The sequence below is a fragment of the Corynebacterium guaraldiae genome (assembly GCF_053480195.1).
On sequence record NZ_JBRBAU010000010.1, the window covers coordinates 55,660 to 72,699 of the forward strand.

Annotated in this window: 16 protein-coding genes; 11 read left to right on the forward strand and 5 right to left on the reverse strand. The window is 64.8% G+C overall.

What is annotated here, in order from left to right:
* Positions 1-170 precede the first annotated feature (170 nt).
* The 4 genes from ACUY3D_RS09045 to metX all read left to right on the forward strand — a co-directional run bounded on the left by ACUY3D_RS09045 (position 171) and on the right by metX (position 4,930).
* Positions 171-1,751 (forward strand): redoxin domain-containing protein, encoded by a 1,581-nt coding sequence (locus ACUY3D_RS09045; RefSeq protein ID WP_448240920.1) that lies wholly within the window; start codon positions 171-173, stop codon positions 1,749-1,751.
* A gap of 10 nt (positions 1,752-1,761) precedes the next feature.
* Entirely contained in the window at positions 1,762-2,364 is a 603-nt protein-coding gene (locus tag ACUY3D_RS09050; RefSeq protein ID WP_448240921.1) for an MBL fold metallo-hydrolase, read from the forward strand.
* A gap of 99 nt (positions 2,365-2,463) precedes the next feature.
* A complete protein-coding gene (locus ACUY3D_RS09055) occupies positions 2,464-3,783 on the forward strand; it encodes an O-acetylhomoserine/O-acetylserine sulfhydrylase (RefSeq protein WP_448240923.1) in 1,320 nt (439 codons plus the stop codon).
* Positions 3,731-4,930 (forward strand): homoserine O-acetyltransferase MetX, encoded by a 1,200-nt coding sequence (metX, locus tag ACUY3D_RS09060; protein WP_448240924.1) that lies wholly within the window; start codon positions 3,731-3,733, stop codon positions 4,928-4,930. Before ACUY3D_RS09055 ends, metX begins: the two co-directional genes overlap by 53 nt.
* Positions 4,931-4,964: 34 nt before the next feature.
* Here metX and ACUY3D_RS09065 read toward each other — a convergent pair whose 3' ends face one another.
* Together ACUY3D_RS09065 and ACUY3D_RS09070 are read right to left on the reverse strand one after the other, a co-directional pair.
* Positions 4,965-5,279, reverse strand: a complete 315-nt coding sequence (locus ACUY3D_RS09065; protein ID WP_046648384.1) for a DUF3017 domain-containing protein — start codon at positions 5,277-5,279, stop codon at positions 4,965-4,967.
* A 75-nt stretch (positions 5,280-5,354) separates the two neighbouring features.
* Complete coding sequence (locus ACUY3D_RS09070) at positions 5,355-6,209, reverse strand: bifunctional methylenetetrahydrofolate dehydrogenase/methenyltetrahydrofolate cyclohydrolase (RefSeq protein ID WP_070527991.1); 855 nt, start codon at positions 6,207-6,209, stop codon at positions 5,355-5,357.
* A gap of 24 nt (positions 6,210-6,233) precedes the next feature.
* Between ACUY3D_RS09070 and ACUY3D_RS09075 the strand changes: the two genes are divergently transcribed.
* From ACUY3D_RS09075 to ACUY3D_RS09095, 5 genes are all read left to right on the forward strand, one after another.
* Entirely contained in the window at positions 6,234-6,704 is a 471-nt protein-coding gene (locus ACUY3D_RS09075) for a tRNA (cytidine(34)-2'-O)-methyltransferase (protein ID WP_070521448.1), read from the forward strand.
* Between the two features lie 14 nt (positions 6,705-6,718).
* The gene (locus tag ACUY3D_RS09080) at positions 6,719-8,614 is read left to right on the forward strand and encodes a pyruvate kinase (protein ID WP_448240926.1); all 1,896 of its coding nucleotides are present in this window, start codon (positions 6,719-6,721) and stop codon (positions 8,612-8,614) included.
* Positions 8,615-8,756: 142 nt separating this feature from the next.
* Entirely contained in the window at positions 8,757-9,005 is a 249-nt protein-coding gene (locus ACUY3D_RS09085; protein ID WP_070521454.1) for a FeoA family protein, read from the forward strand.
* Positions 9,006-9,008: 3 nt separating this feature from the next.
* Entirely contained in the window at positions 9,009-10,943 is a 1,935-nt protein-coding gene (feoB, locus tag ACUY3D_RS09090) for a ferrous iron transport protein B (protein ID WP_101735863.1), read from the forward strand.
* The gene (locus tag ACUY3D_RS09095; RefSeq protein ID WP_448240927.1) at positions 10,895-11,206 is read left to right on the forward strand and encodes a hypothetical protein; all 312 of its coding nucleotides are present in this window, start codon (positions 10,895-10,897) and stop codon (positions 11,204-11,206) included. Before feoB ends, ACUY3D_RS09095 begins: the two co-directional genes overlap by 49 nt.
* Here ACUY3D_RS09095 and ACUY3D_RS09100 read toward each other — a convergent pair.
* Together ACUY3D_RS09100 and ACUY3D_RS09105 are read right to left on the reverse strand one after the other, a co-directional pair.
* Positions 11,184-12,608 carry a PH domain-containing protein gene (locus ACUY3D_RS09100; protein ID WP_448240929.1) on the reverse strand — a complete coding sequence of 475 codons (1,425 nt, stop codon included), beginning with the start codon at positions 12,606-12,608 and terminating at the stop codon, positions 11,184-11,186. The two genes, ACUY3D_RS09095 and ACUY3D_RS09100, sit on opposite strands and share 23 nt — an antisense overlap.
* Positions 12,605-13,054, reverse strand: coding sequence for a PH domain-containing protein (locus ACUY3D_RS09105; RefSeq protein WP_070521467.1), 450 nt, complete (start codon positions 13,052-13,054; stop codon positions 12,605-12,607). The genes ACUY3D_RS09100 and ACUY3D_RS09105 overlap by 4 nt, the downstream gene beginning before the upstream one ends.
* 58 nt (positions 13,055-13,112) lie before the next feature.
* Between ACUY3D_RS09105 and ACUY3D_RS09110 the strand changes: the two genes are divergently transcribed.
* Positions 13,113-13,373 carry a helix-turn-helix transcriptional regulator gene (locus tag ACUY3D_RS09110; RefSeq protein ID WP_070708296.1) on the forward strand — a complete coding sequence of 87 codons (261 nt, stop codon included), beginning with the start codon at positions 13,113-13,115 and terminating at the stop codon, positions 13,371-13,373.
* Positions 13,374-13,380: 7 nt separating this feature from the next.
* Positions 13,381-13,854 carry a hypothetical protein gene (locus ACUY3D_RS09115; RefSeq protein WP_070521473.1) on the forward strand — a complete coding sequence of 158 codons (474 nt, stop codon included), beginning with the start codon at positions 13,381-13,383 and terminating at the stop codon, positions 13,852-13,854.
* Between the two features lie 5 nt (positions 13,855-13,859).
* On the opposite strand, the gene ACUY3D_RS09120 is transcribed toward ACUY3D_RS09115, so the two are convergent.
* Complete coding sequence (locus tag ACUY3D_RS09120; protein WP_448240932.1) at positions 13,860-16,997, reverse strand: error-prone DNA polymerase; 3,138 nt, start codon at positions 16,995-16,997, stop codon at positions 13,860-13,862.
* Positions 16,998-17,040 lie beyond the last annotated feature (43 nt).

Here is a 17,040-nt window from a genome sequence, read left to right on the forward strand (position 1 = left end):
TTCGGTGCTCCTTCTTCAAGCAATCGGGGCTCGGCTTTTCCGGGCCCTGTATCTGACTATTCGGAGCCGCCCCGCGATGCGGATTGGATGGATTTAAAACCAATCCGTTTTTCACTCGTGCTCCGAACTAGTTGCATACCCACACCGCACACCAAGCGAAGGAGTACAGCATGCTATCAACGCTGTTCATCGGGTTTACCGGTGGCCTTATCACGGGCATCTCGCCCTGCATCTTGCCGGTCTTGCCGCTGGTCCTCGCCGTTAGCGGCGGCTCACGGTGGCGGCCATGGCAGGTCGTGGGCGGACTCGTCACAAGTTTCAGCCTCGTCACTCTTTTCGCCACAACGCTGCTCAATTCCCTGGGCCTGCCCGCCGACATCCTGTGGAAGGTGGGAATCGCGCTGTTGATTCTCGTTGGCCTGGGAATGGTGTTTCCCCGCGTGCAAGAAATCCTTGAGTGGCCTTTCCAGAAACTCCCGAAAGCCGGCAGCTTGCAAGCCAAGGCCCGCGGCAAAGGCGGGTTCGTCGTCGGCTTGGCCATGGGGGTTGTCTTCGTCCCCTGCGCCGGCCCTGTACTCGCCGCCATCTCCGTGGCGGGCGCCACTGGGACTGTCGACGCCCACATCCTCGCCCTCTGCCTCTCCTTCGCTCTCGGCGTGGCCATCCCCCTGCTGGCCTTCGCTTTGGGCGGCAACGAGGTGGGCAAACGCGTCGATGCTTTCCGCTCCCACCAGCGCGGGGTGCGTATCACCGCGGGAGTGGTAGTTATCGTCATGGCTGGTGCGATTTCGCTTGGCGCGCCCGCCTGGCTGCAGCAGAAGCTCCCCAGCATCAACGCCGACGCCACCCCAGTTGAACAGGCCGCCCGCACAGCCGAAGGAACCCCCGTGCCCACGTTCGCGGGGTTGACCGGCTGGTTCAACACGGATGCGCCCGTCGATCCGCGCACCTCCGGCAAGGTCACCCTCATCGATTTCTGGGCCTATGCCTGCATCAACTGCCAGCGCAACAACACGCACCTGACCAAGCTCTATACGCACTACAAGGACTACGGCTTCGACATCATCGGCATCCACGCGCCGGAATACGCCTTCGAGCACGAGGCCGCCAACGTGCGCCGCGCGGCCCGCGAGCAAGGAATCGAATACCCGGTGGCGCAAGACAATGACTTCGCCACGTGGAAGAACTTTGGGAATCGGTACTGGCCGGCGCACTATGTCGTCGACAAGCACGGCATGCTGCGCCAATCCCACCATGGCGAGGGCGACTACGCCGAGACCGAGCGCCTCATTCGTGAGCTTCTCCTCGAGCGCGACCCCAGCATAGAGCTACCCGAACCAATCGAGACCGCCGATGCGAACAGTGCGCCGCGCTCACCGGAGACGTACCTCGGCACCGCACGCGCGCAGTATTTCACCAACCCCGATTACCGCGACGGCACGCACCAGTTCACCACGAGCGAGCCGCCGTTAGGTCAGTATTCGCTGGGCGGGACGTGGACGCTGGCCGACCAGCCCATCACCGCCGGACCTCACGCACGGCTGCGACTGAACTACCGCGCCGCCTGGGTACAGCTCGTGGCATCAGGGCAAGGAACGGTTCGCGTGCACCGCGCCGATGGTTCGGTACGCACCTTCGACATCACCGAGGACGGCACGGTGGATCTCGTCCGGGAACCTGACAATCACACCGAAACAATCGAGCTGGAAGTAAGCGAAGGGCTCTCGCTGTATTCCTTTACTTTTGGCTAGCGTGGGGTTTATGAAGCTATCTCTGCATGGACAATCCGCCGTGGCCGTCGAGGCACCCCAGGGTCGCATCGTCATCGACCCCGGTCCCCTCTCTGACCTGAGCTGCCTCGAGGACGCCAAAGCGGTGCTGCTCACGCACGCGCATGGAGACCACCTCGACGTCGACGCCGTGCGTGCGAGCGGCCTGCCGGTGTGGGGAACGCAGGAGGCTATCGACGCCATCGGCTCCGGCACCGTCGCGCATCCAGGTGAGACCTTTACAGTTCTGGGCCTTGAGATTCACGCGGTGGGCGGCCTCCACGAGGAGATCCACCCCAATATCCCGCGCCCGGAGAACCTGGGCTACCTCTTCGGCGGCGTGCTGCACCCCGGCGACCAGTGGGTTGTCTCGGAAGGACTCACGGTAGACGTGCTCCTGCTCCCCATCGCCGGCCCGTGGGTGCGCGGGGCGGATGCCGCGGATTACGCCATGCGCATCGGTGCGCGGCTTACGGTTCCCATCCATGACGCCGTGCTTTCCGACGCCGGCAAGCAGATCACCGACGGCATGCTCCAACGCGCCGGGGTGAGCGGCTATCGGCGCCTGCGGGTTGGTGAAAGCATCGAAATTTAAGCCGAACCAACCGCTCGGTCTATTTTTATTCTCGGGCTTGCCTGCGGTTTCTAGAAAACCACTAACGGCACTGAACCGCTTGGTCTAGCCTTTCCTGACATGAGCACCAAATACGATAATTCCGCAGTAAACGAGTGGTCCTTTGCCACCCGCGCCCTCCACGCCGGCCAGAACCTGGACGGCTCCACCAACGCACGCAACGTGCCGATTTACCAAACCACCTCGTATGTCTTCAACGATGCCGAGCACGCCGCCAACCGCTTCAATCTCTCGGATGCCGGCCCGATTTATACCCGCCTGACCAACCCCACGCAGGACGCGCTGGAGGAGCGCCTCGCTTCCCTCGAGGGCGGCGTCGCCGCCGTGGCTTTCGCCTCCGGCCAGGCCGCCGAGACCGCGGCCATCCTGAACCTAGCCTCCGCCGGCGACCACATTGTCACCTCCCCGCGCCTCTACGGTGGCACCTCCACCCTCTTTACCGTGACCTTGAAGCGCCTCGGCATCGATGTCACCCTCGTGGAGAACCCCGACGACCCGGCATCCTGGCAGGACGCCGTCCAGCCGAACACGAAGGCTTTTTACGGCGAGACCTTCGGCAACCCAGTCGCCGATGTCCTCGACATCCCCGCCATCGCTGAGGTAGCGCACAAGAACCAGGTCCCGCTCATCGTGGATAACACCATCGCCACCGGCGCGCTCGCCCGCCCGCTGGAGCTGGGCGCAGACATCGTCGTGGTTTCCACCACCAAGTTCTACAGCGGCAACGGCTCCGCCATCGGTGGTGCCATCATCGACGGCGGCTCCTTCGACTGGACCATCGAGCGTGACGGCGAGCCCGTCTTCCCCTACTTCGTCACCCCGGACGAGGCCTACCACGGCCTCAAGTACGCCGATCTGGGCGCACCGGCCTTCGCTATCAAGGCGCGCGCGGGCCTGCTGCGCGATACCGGTGCCGCCATCTCCCCCTTCAACGCCTGGCTGACGCTGAATGGCATTGAGACGTTGCAGTTGCGCGTCGAGAAGCACAATGCCAACGCCCAGGCCGTGGCCGAGTACCTGGAATCCCACGCCAAGGTCACGAAGGTCAACTACGCCGGCCTGGAGTCCTCGCCGTACAAGGCCACCAAGGAGAAGCTGGGCTATGACTACACCGGCTCCGTGCTCTCCTTCGACATCGACGGCGGCCGCGAGGAGGCGTGGGCGTTTATCGATGCGCTGAAGCTGCACTCGAACCTGGCCAACATCGGCGATACCCGCTCCCTGGTGGTGCACCCGGCGACCACCACGCACTCCCAGTCCGACGAAGCAGCGCTCAAGGCCGCGGGCATTACACAGGCCACGGTGCGCCTGTCGGTGGGCATCGAGGATGTCAACGACATCATCGCCGACCTCGAGCGCGGGTTCGCGGCCATTGGTTAGCGCCATCCCGGAGCTCGCGCCCGAAGGCGAGCTCGCCGTCGTCCCCATCGGTGACTTCACCACCGAAGCAGGCGCCGTGCTTGCCGACGCCTCCCTGGCCTACCAACGCTGGGGCGCTTTCGCCGGCGACCCGGACGGCGTCAACAATGTCTTGGTGGTCGAGCACGCGCTGACCGGGGATTCCAACGTGGCGGACTGGTGGTCCGACCTGGTGGGCCCGGGCAAGGCCCTGGACACCACGCGCTGGTGCATTATCGCGACCAATGCGCTGGGTGGCTGCAACGGCTCGACGGGGCCAAAGTCGCTGCACCCGGATGGAAAGCCGTGGGGCGGGCGTTTCCCGGCGCTGTCGATTCGGGACTTGGTGGAGGCCGAGCACGACTGCTTGAAGAAGCTGGGTATTTCGCGTGTGCACGCGGTACTCGGCGGCTCGATGGGCGGGGCGCGGACTCTGGAGTGGAGCTTGCTGCACCCGGAAAGCGTGTCGGCGGTGTGTGTGATTGCGGTGTCGGCCAGGGCTTCGGGCTGGCAGATTGGCATCCAATCCGCGCAGATTTCCGCGATCGAGCGCGACCCGTTTTGGCATGGCGGAAATTACTACCTCACGGACAAGACTCCGCGGGATGGTTTGGCGGCGGCGCGCCGCATCGCGCATTTGACGTATCGCGGCGAGCAGGAAATCGACGAGCGCTTCGGCGCTACCGCACAGCAAGGCGAGAATCCCTTGGGGCCGCACCGCCAGCTCAACCAGCGTTTCGCGGTGAACTCCTATCTGGATTACCAGGGGGCTAAGCTCACCGAGCGCTTCGATGCGGGTTCCTACGTGGTTCTCACGGAGGCGCTGAACCGGCATGACGTCGGCCGCGGGCGCGGCGGGCTCATCAAGGCGTTGGCGGCCTCCCAGGTGCCGACGATGGTGGTGGGCGTGGACACGGATATCCTCTACCCCTATCACCAGCAGGAGCACATCTCCCGCAACGTCAACCAGCTGCTGGCGATGGCCAAGATTGTCTCCCCCGTGGGACACGATGCTTTTCTGACGGAGACCCGGCAGATGAACCGTATCCTGCGCAACTTCCTGCTGCTCTCGGCGCCAAATGGCTTAGACGTGGGCCCTGCGTACGTGGGCGATGAGTATTACATTTAAGAAGCCGTTTGGCTCTTTCCGGGAGCCAAACGCGTTACGATCCAAGCGCGTCGATGGAAAAGGCCATGAACACCATCGCCGCGCCCAAGATGCCTGTAAAGCAGGCATCGAAGCGCCGGGAGCGCACCGCGAGCACGCCAACCCGCGAGGAATCGCAGGTCAGACGAACCACCGTCAGCCACACCAGCGCCCCGCCCAGCAGCAGCGTGGCGCGGCGCCAGTGCTCGAACACGGCATAGAAGCCCGACACCACAACCGCCGCCACGAACAAGCCGATGGCCAACCACTGAAGAGCCGGCGGCAGCGCCGAGGGCTTCAGGTGCGCATCGTGCGGGTTCGATAAAGACACCGGCGGCGCAGTTTTCCCGCGCGGCTGTGCTGGTTGCTCAGACATACTCACTACTCGAGCGCTCGACTTCACGCGCTACTGAGCGGCGAGCTTTTCGGCACGCTCGACGATGTTGCTCACCAGGAACGCGCGCGTCAGCGGGCCCACGCCGCCCGGGTTCGGGGAAACGTAGCCGGCCTTCTCCCAGACGTCCTCAGCCACGTCGCCGGCGAGTTTGCCGTCGACGCGGGACACGCCGACGTCGAGAACCGCGGCACCTTCCTTAATCATATCGGCGGTGAGCATGTGTGCCTTGCCAGCGGCCGCGATGATGACATCGGCCTCACGGGTCTCCGCGGCCAAGTCCTTGGTGCCGGTGTGGCACAGCGTCACCGTGGAATTCTCGCTGCGGCGGGTCAGCATCAGACCAATCGGGCGGCCCACGGTCACGCCGCGGCCGATGACCACGACCTTGGCACCATCGAGCTCCACGCCGAAGCGGCGCAGCAGGTGGATGCAACCGTTCGGCGTGCACGGCAGCGGGGCGTCCTCGTTGAGCACCAGCTTGCCCAGGTTGATCGGGTGCAGGCCATCGGCGTCCTTGGCTGGGTCGATGAGCTCGAGCACGCGGTTTTCATCCAGGTGCTTCGGCAGCGGCAGCTGCACGATGTAGCCGGTGCAAGCATCGTCATTGTTGAGCTCTTCGATGACGCGCTCGAGTTCTTCCTGGGTAACGTCGCCAGGCAGGTCCTTGCGAATCGAATTGATTCCGAGCTTCTCGCAATCGCGGTGCTTCATCTTCACGTAGGAATGCGAACCCGGATCATCGCCCACCAGGACCGTGGCCAGTCCCGGGGTAATTCCCTTCTCCTTGAGGGCGGCCACGCGCTGGGCCAGGTCCTCAAAAATCTCGTCGCGGTACAAGTTGCCATCTAGTTTGGTAGCGCTCATGCCCACCATCCTAGACTGATGCCTATGAGCAGCTTGCACATTGTCTTCGACAACCCCGTGATCCCCACCAACACCGGCAACGCCATCCGTACCGCCGCCGTCACGGGCGCGAGCCTGCACCTCATCGAGCCCCTCGGCTTCAACTTCGAGGACAAACACCTCAAGCGCGCGGGCCTGGACTACCACGACCTGGCGGATCTCAAAATCCACAAAGACTTCGACGCCTGCATGGAGGCCCTCCCCGGCGCGCGGGTCTTCGCCTTCACCACCCACACAGATAAGTGGTTCACGGACATCGACTACCAGGAGGGGGACGTCCTCCTCTTCGGCACCGAGCCCACCGGCCTGCCCGAGGAACACGCCTTCCACCCGCGCGTAACGGAGCGCGTGCGCATCCCCATGATGCCGGCTAGGCGCTCGATGAATCTATCCAACGCGGCGTCGACGGCCGTGTACGAGGCCTGGCGCCAGCTCGGCTTCCGTGGCGCGGTCTAACAAGTCGCGGCACAATGTGGGTGGACTTTCACAACAAAGGAGAAACCTTGCCTAGCCTGCGCCCACTTCTTGATTCCCTCACTACCCGCGTCGAAGCTTCGTCTGCCGCGCACGCCGCGCAGATCGCGCGCGTGGATCCCGTCCACCGCCCCGGCGCGGTCAACCTCGTGCGCTACATGGAATTGCGTTCCCAGGACGCCGTCGAAATCCAGGAAGGCCTCACCGCGTTGGGCGCCACGAGCCTCAGCCACCCGGAGCCCGCAGTGCTCGAGCGCCTCCACGCCGCGCGCAACGTGCTCGACGCCTTCGATGGCCAGGCGGCGACCTATCCCGTGCAGCCGATTGCCACGGCCTATGCGGACGCGGACGATATCCTCGATGCCAACACCGAAGCCCTCCTCGGCCCCACCCAGGAGGACACCCACGCGCGCATCATGGTGACCCTTCCCACCGAGGCCGCAGATGACTATGAGCTGGTCCTCGGTTTCGCCCGCGCGGGCATGGAACTAGCCCGCATCAACTGCGCCCACGATGGCCAGGATGCCTGGCAGAAGATGGTGGCACACGTCCACCGCGCCGCCGAGGAGGTGGGGCGCGAGATCCTGATTTCCTGCGATATTGCTGGCCCCAAGGTCCGCACCGGCACCATCGAGCCGGGCCCGCAGGTCATCCGCGTGCGCGGCGAGCGCACCGCGGCAGGTGAGCTGCTGAGCCCGGCAACGCTCGTGCTTCACGACGCCCCCTCCTCTACCCGCGCCCACGGGGTGGCGGGGGAGGCGTCGCCAAGCGCGGCCCGCCCGGCGGTAGCGCTGGAGGTGGATGGCGAGTGGTTGGCGCGCCTGCAGCCCGGCAGCGAGGTGCGCTTCACGGAAGCGCGCGGGCGCTCCCGTGTGTTCACCGTGGAGAGCACGGAAGCAGGCGTGGCGGTGCTGCACGGTGATCGCAACTGCTACCTTGCCGAGGGAACGGTGTTGAGCCACGGCGGGGACACCACGCAGGTGCATGGGGTTCCGGCCCTGGAGCAGAAGATTCGCCTGCACCGCGGCGAGGAGTTGGTGCTGAGCACTTCGCAGGAGCCGGCGCGCATTATCGAGGGCAAGGTGACCACAATTGGCTGCACGCTGCCGGAGGTGGTCGGTGCGCTGGAGGTGGGTCACCGGGTGATTTTCGATGATGGCGCAATCTCCGGCCGCGTCCGCAAGGTGCGGGGCAACGGCGCTGAGCGCGAGGCTGTCATCACCGTGGAGCACGCCGGGCCCACCGGCACCAACCTGGCCGCCTATAAGGGAATCAACCTGCCGGATACTGACGTCCCGCTGCCCAGCCTCACCGAAGAGGATATCGAGGCGCTGCGTTTTGTGGCCACGCACTGCGATATCGCAGCGGTTTCCTTCATCCGCACTCCAGCTGATGTGGCCTTCCTCTATGACACGCTCGAGGAGATTGCCGCCGAGCAGGAGTCCGAGGAGATGGCTCAGCGCGTGCGTGACCTGGGCATCGTGCTCAAGATTGAAACTGTGCCTGCCTATGAGCAGCTGGGAAGCGTGTTGCTGGAGGGCATGCGCCATGCCAAGTTCGGCATCATGATTGCACGCGGTGACTTGGCCGTGGAGTTGGGATTCGAGGAGATGGTCCAGGTGCCGGGGCGCATCATGAAGGTCGCGGAGGCGGCACATATCCCGGTCATCATGGCTACGCAGGTGCTGGAGACCCTGGCCAAGACGGGGCTTCCCTCCCGCGCGGAAATCACGGACGCGGGCTATGCGCTGCGCGCGGAATGCGTCATGCTCAACAAGGGACCGCACATCACCGAGGCGATTGAGATTCTGGACCGCATGTCCCGCAAGCTGGGCCAGTCGCGGCTGAAGAACCGCCAAAAGCTGCGCCAGGTGAGCAGCTGGACAAACTAATTCAGGCAACGCATATGAAACGCGGCGCCCTCGAGCGCCGCGTGGTGAGGATCACCTAACCGAAAGCGGCGAAAAACTAGACAGACCTATATTTACTTAGGTTAACCTATAACGGTAATGCTTTAGAGAAAGAGAGCTCACCGTGAAGTTGTCTGGGTGCCCACGGCAAACCGCCGACGCCATCCCCATGGGATGCACCATCACCTTGGGAAACGAGTGCATTTCCTGCACCTGCGACGCCGCCTTGGCAGTGCGCCTCGGCGAGCTGGGCATCCGCCCCGGCGCCACGCTGACCATGGGCCCGCGCGTGGCCGGCGGCGCGCGCGTTGTCTCGGTGGGCAGCTGCCGCTACGCCATCGACAAGGCAACACTGCAAGCCATCGAGGTCTAAACCATGGCCACCACGAAACCCAGCTGCCACGGCGATCCGGGCGGCGCGGTAGCTCCTGCCGGAGCACCCATCATCGCGCTCGTCGGCTCCCCGAATTCCGGCAAGTCCACACTCTTTAATGCCCTGACCGGCGCAAAGGCGCAGACCGGCAATTGGCCGGGAACCACCGTTGAGGTCAGCCGCGGTGCGTGGAAGCTGGGTGAATCCACCGCCGATCTCATCGACTTCCCCGGCACCTACTCGCTCGATCCGCTCAGCCCCGATGAGGCGCTCACCCGCGCCATGCTCATCGATTGCCCCGATGATGAGCGCCCCGACGCCGTCGTCGTGGTCGTCGATGCCAGCGCCGTCGCGCGCGGCCTCAACGTGGCCCTCCAGTTGGCGGAGCAGCCCTACCGCCTCATCATCGCGCTGACGAAGACCGACGTGGCCCTCAACCAGGGGCAAACGGTGGACCCCGTTGCGCTCGCTGAGGCCACCTCCATCCCGGTGGTGGAGGTTGATGGGCGTAAGCGGGAGGGCGTCGAGAAGCTGCGAGAGGTTGTTGTAGATTCTCTGGCGGCTGAGCCCGTGCAACTGCGCGAAGACACCGGCCTGGAGGGCCGCTTTGCGGAGCTGGATGCGGCGGCGAAGGCCTCGGTGAGCGAGGTCGAGCACGCGACGCCCCTGTCCCACCGCCTCGACGCGGTGGCCCTCCACCCAGTCGTGGGTCCGCTGCTGTTTCTTGCCGTGATGTGGCTGGTCTTTCAGATCACCACCACGGTGGCCGCTCCCCTCCAGGATGGCCTGGAGGCGTTGGTCTCCGGCCCCTTGAGCGATTGGGCGCGGGCGGGGCTTGAAGCCATCGGCTTAGGTCACCCCCTCGTTACGGGCTTGCTTGTCGACGGCCTCATCGGCGGCGTCGGCATGGTCCTCACCTTCGCCCCGCTCATGGCGCTGATGTTTTTGTGTTTGGCGGTGTTGGAGGATTCCGGCTACATGGCGCGTGCGGCGGTGGTCACAGATCGTCTTATGCGGGCCATCGGCCTGCCAGGTAAGGCTTTTATCCCGATTGTCGTGGGCTTTGGCTGCAACGTGCCGGCGATTTCGGCCACGCGCGTGCTGGGCAGCCCGCGGCATCGCATTATGACGGCGCTGCTCATCCCGTTTACCTCGTGCTCGGCGCGCTTGGTGGTCTTCGTCATGCTTTCGGCCACGTTCTTCCCAGAGCACGCCGGCAGCGTGGTGTTCATCATGTACGTCATTTCCATCGCGCTGCTCGTGCTCGTTGGCTTGGCGCTGCGAAAGACGCTGTGGCGCGCGGTGCCTGAGGAAGCGCTGGTTATTGACTTGCCAACGTACCAGCTGCCCACCGTGCGCCTAGCGCTGAGCGTGATGTGGACGCGGTTGAAAGGCTTCCTGCAAACCGCCGGTGGCATCATCGTGACCACCGTGGTCGTGGTGTGGCTGCTCATGGCCATCCCGGTTGGGGCCGCGGTGCACGAGACTACCTTGGGCGAGCCACCAGCACCGGAGGATTCCGCCTACGGCGCGGTCTCGCGCACCATCGCCCCGGCCTTTGCCCCGGCTGGTTTCGACTCGTGGTCCCTGGCTGGTCCGCTGGTCACGGGTTTCGTGGCCAAGGAGGCGCTGATTTCGACATGGGCGCAGACCTACGCCGTCGACGACGTCACCGACGCCTCCGCGGAGGAACAATCCCACAGCGCGCTCAGTGACCATGTGCGTCAAGATTTCAACCGCGCCTCCGGTGGCCATCCCCTCGCCGCGGTGTGGGCCTACATGCTCTTCCTGCTGGCCTACACACCCTGCGTGGCCACGATTGCCGCGCAGCGCCGCGAGATTGGCTGGCGCTGGACGCTCTTCGGTTTCGGCATTCAGCTGGCCACCGCGTGGGTGCTGGCAGTGGCGGCCTTCCAGATTCTGAGGGTGTTTATCTAGTGTCCGCCTCGCCCATTCACGCCGTGCAGCAAGCCATCGAATCCGGTGTGCGCTCGCGCGTAGCCATCGCGGCGCAGACCGGGCTGGAACCCGGCACGGTCGATGTCATCCTGGACCACCTCACCGCCAGCGGGGTGCTCGATATGGAGCCGCTCGGCTCCTGCCCCGCGGGCGGATGCGGGTCCTGTTCGGCGGCCTCGGCGTGTGCCGGCCCCAGCAGCACCCGCGGACCGGTGCTGCTTAAGCTTCGTCGCCGGGCTTAAGGTCCTGCTGGAGGCTGCTCGGCCCCAGCGCGGCTTCCATGGCAGGAAGGCGGCGGGAGCGCAAACGGGTGAGGAGTTCGGAGGCGTCGGCAGGCGTGAGGTCCTGGCCGGCCATCTTGACTGGGCCCGCCACAAGGTCGAAGCGCACGGTGCGCACACCCGCGAGGTGACCCAACGGCCCCACCTTGAGAGTGAGCTCTTGGATGTGCGGGGTGCCAATCACCATGACGCGGCGGTTGATGCGGCCGCGATGCACGATGGTCACCGGCTGAGGCGATTCCACCAGCGTCACCGACTGCTGCTTACGGTCGACGGGACTGACCCAGGTGGCCCGGCGCGGGGAGGTATAGGTGGGCTGGGTGTGGCCTTCGGGGCGCGCATAGTCCTCAATCTGCGCGCGGTCTAGATCGGAGATGAGGGCTAGCAACTCCAGCGCCTGCTCCCGGGTGCCCACCGGCAGGATGCGCGTAGAACCAGATTGCTTGCCGCCGCCCTTCGCGCCATACCCGGCCACCGAGACGTGCACCTCGTACCAGCCGAAGCGCCTCCACAGGAAAGGCTGGCTCACCCGCACGCCGTGGATGCGACTGATGCGGATGGTTTGGCGGCGGCGGTCGGCAAGACCGTAGGAGACGTTGAGGGCGTTGGCGGGGGCGTCGTGAAGCGCGGTGAATTTCCAGGAGGAATCTACCAGCCCCCACACCCGCCCCACGAAGCCCACGATGATGGGCAGCAGCGCGGTCCACATCCCGGGGAGGAAGAGCAGGCCGCCGATGACGAGTGCGGTAACCAACGTGGGCAGGCGCAAAGCCTCAGCGGCAATCGTGCGCAGGATGGGAATCTCCGGGATCAAGGCGGCGGGGGTTTCCGGCGCTGGCTCACTGGCAGGCCCCTTATTTGTGCGCCGCAGCAGCTCCGCGCGCAGCTCCTCCGCTGTCGCCTTGGTCAGGTACTCGATTTTGATGACGGAGGAGGTGCCGCCCGCGGTCTCCACACGGACTGCGGCCAAGCCCAATAGGCGCGCGATGATGGATTCCACGACATCCACCGCCTGGATACGCTCGTAGCGCGCGGAGCGGAAGGACGTTGAGATGACGCCGTGGCGCAGCGCGATTTCATCCTCGGTGAGCTTGTAGCCCAGCTTGCGCCACCAAATTCCGGAGACCAGCCAAATCATCGCACACACCAGCACGAAGGCACCGATGCCCAGCAGGGTGCCGCGGCCGACCTCACCCAAGTGCCCACCCTGCACGTAGGACAGGACATCCGACACCATGGAGGCGTTGACGTTCACCGCGAGAACGGCCACCAGCGCCAGAATCAGCGACCAAAAACGCAGCAGCGGGGTGAGGCGGTGGACGCGGGTGTAGCCGTCGGCGTCGATAAGCGCGCGGTCCTTCACAGCCCACTCATCCTCTCGCGGGCCTTGACGGCGAGGCGCTCGCGCAGGGCGTCGGCGTCGGCAGCAAGGAGGCCGGGGATGGTGGCGTCGCTGCTGGGCGACGCCGTGTGCAGCTTCACCTTTTTCAGCCCCATCGCCCGCTCGACGGGGCCGGCGGTGACGTCGACGAACTGGATGCGGCCGTAGGGCACGACGGTGAAGGTGTGCCAGATTTTTCCGCGGGTGACCAGTAATTCATCGGCGGTTTCCTGCCAGCCCAGGTTTTTCACCTGCGCGGGGATGAGCCACAGTTCGTAGAGTGCCCACGCAACGAGCGCGCCGGCTACCCAATAGAGCCAATCCCACCAGAAATATGCCGCCGCGGCCGCCAGGACGGCGAGGATAATGTCCCAGCTCAAATTCGTGATGTAGCGGGCTTTCGTGAGTGACGGGGATACGGGGTTCATGCCAACACACTAACATGAACCCTTGACAAGTTGTTGGGTTTATACAACACTGTGGTGCATGTCCCCAAAGAAAAAGCCAACCCGCCCACTATTTAACCGGGTCCGCGTGCTCCGCGTTGAAAGGGACATGACGCGCGCACAGCTTGCCGACGCCATCGGGGTCAACCCCCAAACCATCGGCGCCCTCGAGCGCGGCGACCACTCCCCCAGCCTGGATCTCGCCTTCAATATCTGCGAGGTCTTTGACTTGCCCGTGGAAGCCGTGTTCTCCCGGACCGAATTCACCCCCATGTCCTCCGAAATCTACCGAAAGGACTAACTCGCTCATGTCCGCCGTCACCATTCCCGATTCCGTTAAGACCCGAAAGCGCTACATCACCCTGGCCGATCTCTCCTCCTGCCTCATCATCCTGTCCCTCCCCCTGCAGTTCTGGGACTCCTTTACCTCACTCATGGTGGCCTGCCTCGGAACGCTGCTCACCGCGCTGCTGACCGCCCGCCTGCGCGGAGCGATAGGTGCTGCAGACCTGCCCACGACGGAGCTCGATGAGTACCAAATGCAGCAGCACGTCGAAGCCCGCGACGACGGCCTCAAGTTCTCCCTCGCAGCACTCGTCATCTTGCTGCCAGTGACTGGCCTTATCGCCTGGGGTGCCCGAACCATGCCCATCATGGACGGTGTGTTCGTGTCCCAGCTCTACCTCAAGATCATCCTGCTGCTCATGGTGTGGGTGCCGTTCTCGGTGGCCCGTTCCCTGGCGGGAAAAATGAACCGCGACGAGCTCATCTCAAAGGAATAAACCTCTTAGCGGAAATCCCGCGAGCCGCGCGAAAGGGCCTCGCCGAAGGCCAGCGGCTCCAGCTGGTCCGCAGCAACGGTGACCGCGCCGGAGGCATTCTGCACGATGCCGCGCACGATGAGCGCGGGCGCTGTCCGCGCGGTGACCTTATCCCTGGCCCACAGGCCGGGCGAGACCATCACGTTCATCAACCCAGTCTCATCCTCCAAGCCGAAGAAGACCACGCCACCTGCAGTATGCGGGCGCTGGCGGTGCGTGACCACCCCGGCGATACGCACGCGGGTGCCATCCTCCACGGCCGGCAGATCCGCCGCCGCCAAGACACCACGAGCACGCAGCGCCTCACGCGCCTGCTCCATCGGCTGCTGGTTGTGGGTCACACCAGTGCTCGCCACGTCCGCCGCCATAAGCTCAAAAGCACTCATCCCCGGCAAAGACGGCGCCTCAATAGCCGAAAGCCCCGGCAGCATCCCTGCCCGTTCTGTCGCGGCAACACCGGCCTGCCACAACGCTTGGCGACGATCCACCCCAAAGACATCCAAAGCCCCCGCCACCGCAAGAGCCTCCACGTGATCGACGGTGAGATCGGCACGACGGGAGAGATCGGGGACGTCGCCAAACGGCGCGGCCGCTTCAATGCGATCGGCGGCCTTATCACCCAACCCCTTGATGAGGTTAAGCCCCAAGCGGATACGCGCCTGACCGTCCGCGCCCACCACCACGCGCGCCTCGCGGCCCGACTCGTTGACGCTGACCGGCAACACCTCCACGCCGTGACGGCGGGCGTCCTGAACAAGCGACTGCGGCGAGTAGAAACCCATCGGCTGCGCGCGCAGCAAGCCCACGCAGAACTGCGCCGGATAATAGCGCTTGAACCACGCCGAAAAGTACACCAAGGAAGCAAAAGACTGCGAGTGCGACTCCGGGAAGCCGTAGGCCGCAAAGGCCACAATCTTGGCCCACAACTTGTCCGCCACTTCCCCGACAATCCCGTTGGTCTCCTCCAAGCCCTCATAAAAGCGCTGCTTGAGCGCCGCCATCTTGGCCGGCGAGCGCTTCGAGCCCATCGCGCGCCGCAGGTCATCCGCCTCCGCGCCGCTGAACCCAGCGGCATCGACCGCAATCTGCATGAGCTGCTCCTGAAAGAGCGGAATCCCCAGCGTCTTGCCCAGGGACTTCTCCAGCACCGGGTGGTCATAGGTCACCGGCTCCTTGCCATCGCGGCGACGCAGGTAGGGGTGCACCGACCCGCCCTGGATGGGGCCTGGGCGGATGAGCGCGACCTCCACCACGAGGTCGAAGAAGACCCGCGGCTTGAGCCTCGGCAGCGTGCTCAGCTGCGCGCGCGATTCCACCTGAAACACGCCCACCGCATCCGCGCGGCAGAGCATGTCATAGACTTCCGGGTCAGCCAGGTCCAGCTCCCACAGGTTGACCACCCTGCCGGTGCTTTCCTCCACCAAATCCATCATGTGGTGCAGGGCTTCGAGCATGCCCAGGCCCAGCAGGTCGAACTTCACCAGCCCGGCCGCGGCGCAATCATCCTTATCCCACTGCAGCACCGAGCGGTTTTCCATGCGCGCCCATTCCACGGGCACGACATCCGCAATTGGCCGGTCGCACAGCACCATGCCGCCGGAGTGAATGCCCAGGTGGCGCGGCTGCCCTATAAACTGCTCGGCCAAGGATTCAACGTCCGAAGGCGCGGGCGCGATCCCCTTCGACCAGGCATCGGCCGAACCCTGCGGGTAGCCCAATGCGCGGGCGGCATCCCGCAGCGCGCCTTTGCGGCGGTACGTAATCACGTTGGCCACCTGCGCGGCGCGCTCGCGGCCATGCTTGGCGTAGACGTACTGAATGACCTCCTCGCGCCGCCCCGATTCAATATCGATGTCAATATCCGGCGGGCCATCGCGGTCCGGGGAGAGGAAGCGCTCAAAGAGCAGGCCCGCGGAAATCGGCTCCGCATTCGTAATCCCCAGCGCGAAGCACACCGCCGAATTCGCCGCCGAGCCCCGCCCCTGGCACAGGATGTTCTCCCGTTTACAAAAATCCACGAGATCACACACGATGAGGAAGTAGCCGGGAAAGCCTAGCTGCTTAACGACGCCCAGCTCATACCGCATCTGCTCCCACGCCCGCTCCCGAATCTCCTTAGGCCGCGTGGCATAGCGCGCTGCCGCGCGCTCGAAGGTGAGATGCTCTAGCCAAGACATCTCGGTATGGCCTTCCGGCACGTCGAAATCAGGCAGGTTTGGGGCCAGCGCCTCCCAGGTGAAGCTGCATTCCTCAAGGACGCGGACGGTTTCCGCGATGAGCTCGGGGCGCTCCGGAAACAGCTGCGCCATCTGTTCCCCGGAGCGCAGCCAGGACGAGCCCATCGGGTGGGAGTTGGGGGAGGCGTCGACAAGCGCGAGGCGTCTAGACAAGGCTTCTTTCGCGCCGGCCAGCCGCGCGTGTTGCCGTGTGGCGGCAGCTGGGCGGGTAGAAGCGATGGCACGCGGAACCGGCAAGGAATCCAGCAGTAGGTGGTGGTCCGCGTCCTCCGGAAGCTGGGTACAGGCATACTCCAGAACCATGCTGTCTATTTTTATTCCATCGACCAGAAGATCGAAATGCTCCGCCCACTCCCAGCCCACCAAGAACAGGCATTCATCCTGTAGCTGCGCGGCAATCTCCACCAGGGGAGGATAGGACACGGCCCCCTTCTCCCCCGCTTCCATGTGGGCGCGGGAAATGAGCCGGGATAGACGCCGATAGCCCTCCGGGGTGCGCGCCAAGACCGTCAGCGGGGCCGGATCCAGACTGAGCTCCGCGCCAAAGACGGCGGGCAGCCCCACCTTGGCAGCGGCCTCCGCAAATTTCATGAGGCCATAGAATCCATCCCTGTCTACCAGCGCAATCCCGCGCAGGCCCAGCCCGACGGCGCGCGCCACGAGCTCCTCCGGCTCAGAGGCGCCGTGAAGGAAGCTATACGAGCTCACCGCATGCAACTCCGCGAAGGGCACGGCGGAATGCCCAGCCTTCGGCTCCTCCGCCGCCCCCGGAAGGTGGTCCACCGGCACCGGGACGGGCCCCGGACGGCCAGAGAGAATCCTCTCCACCCGGGACCACGGCAGCGCCTCACCCCCATTGAATCTCATAGCCCCACACACTATATTCGAACATGTATTCCAGTCAAGGTTT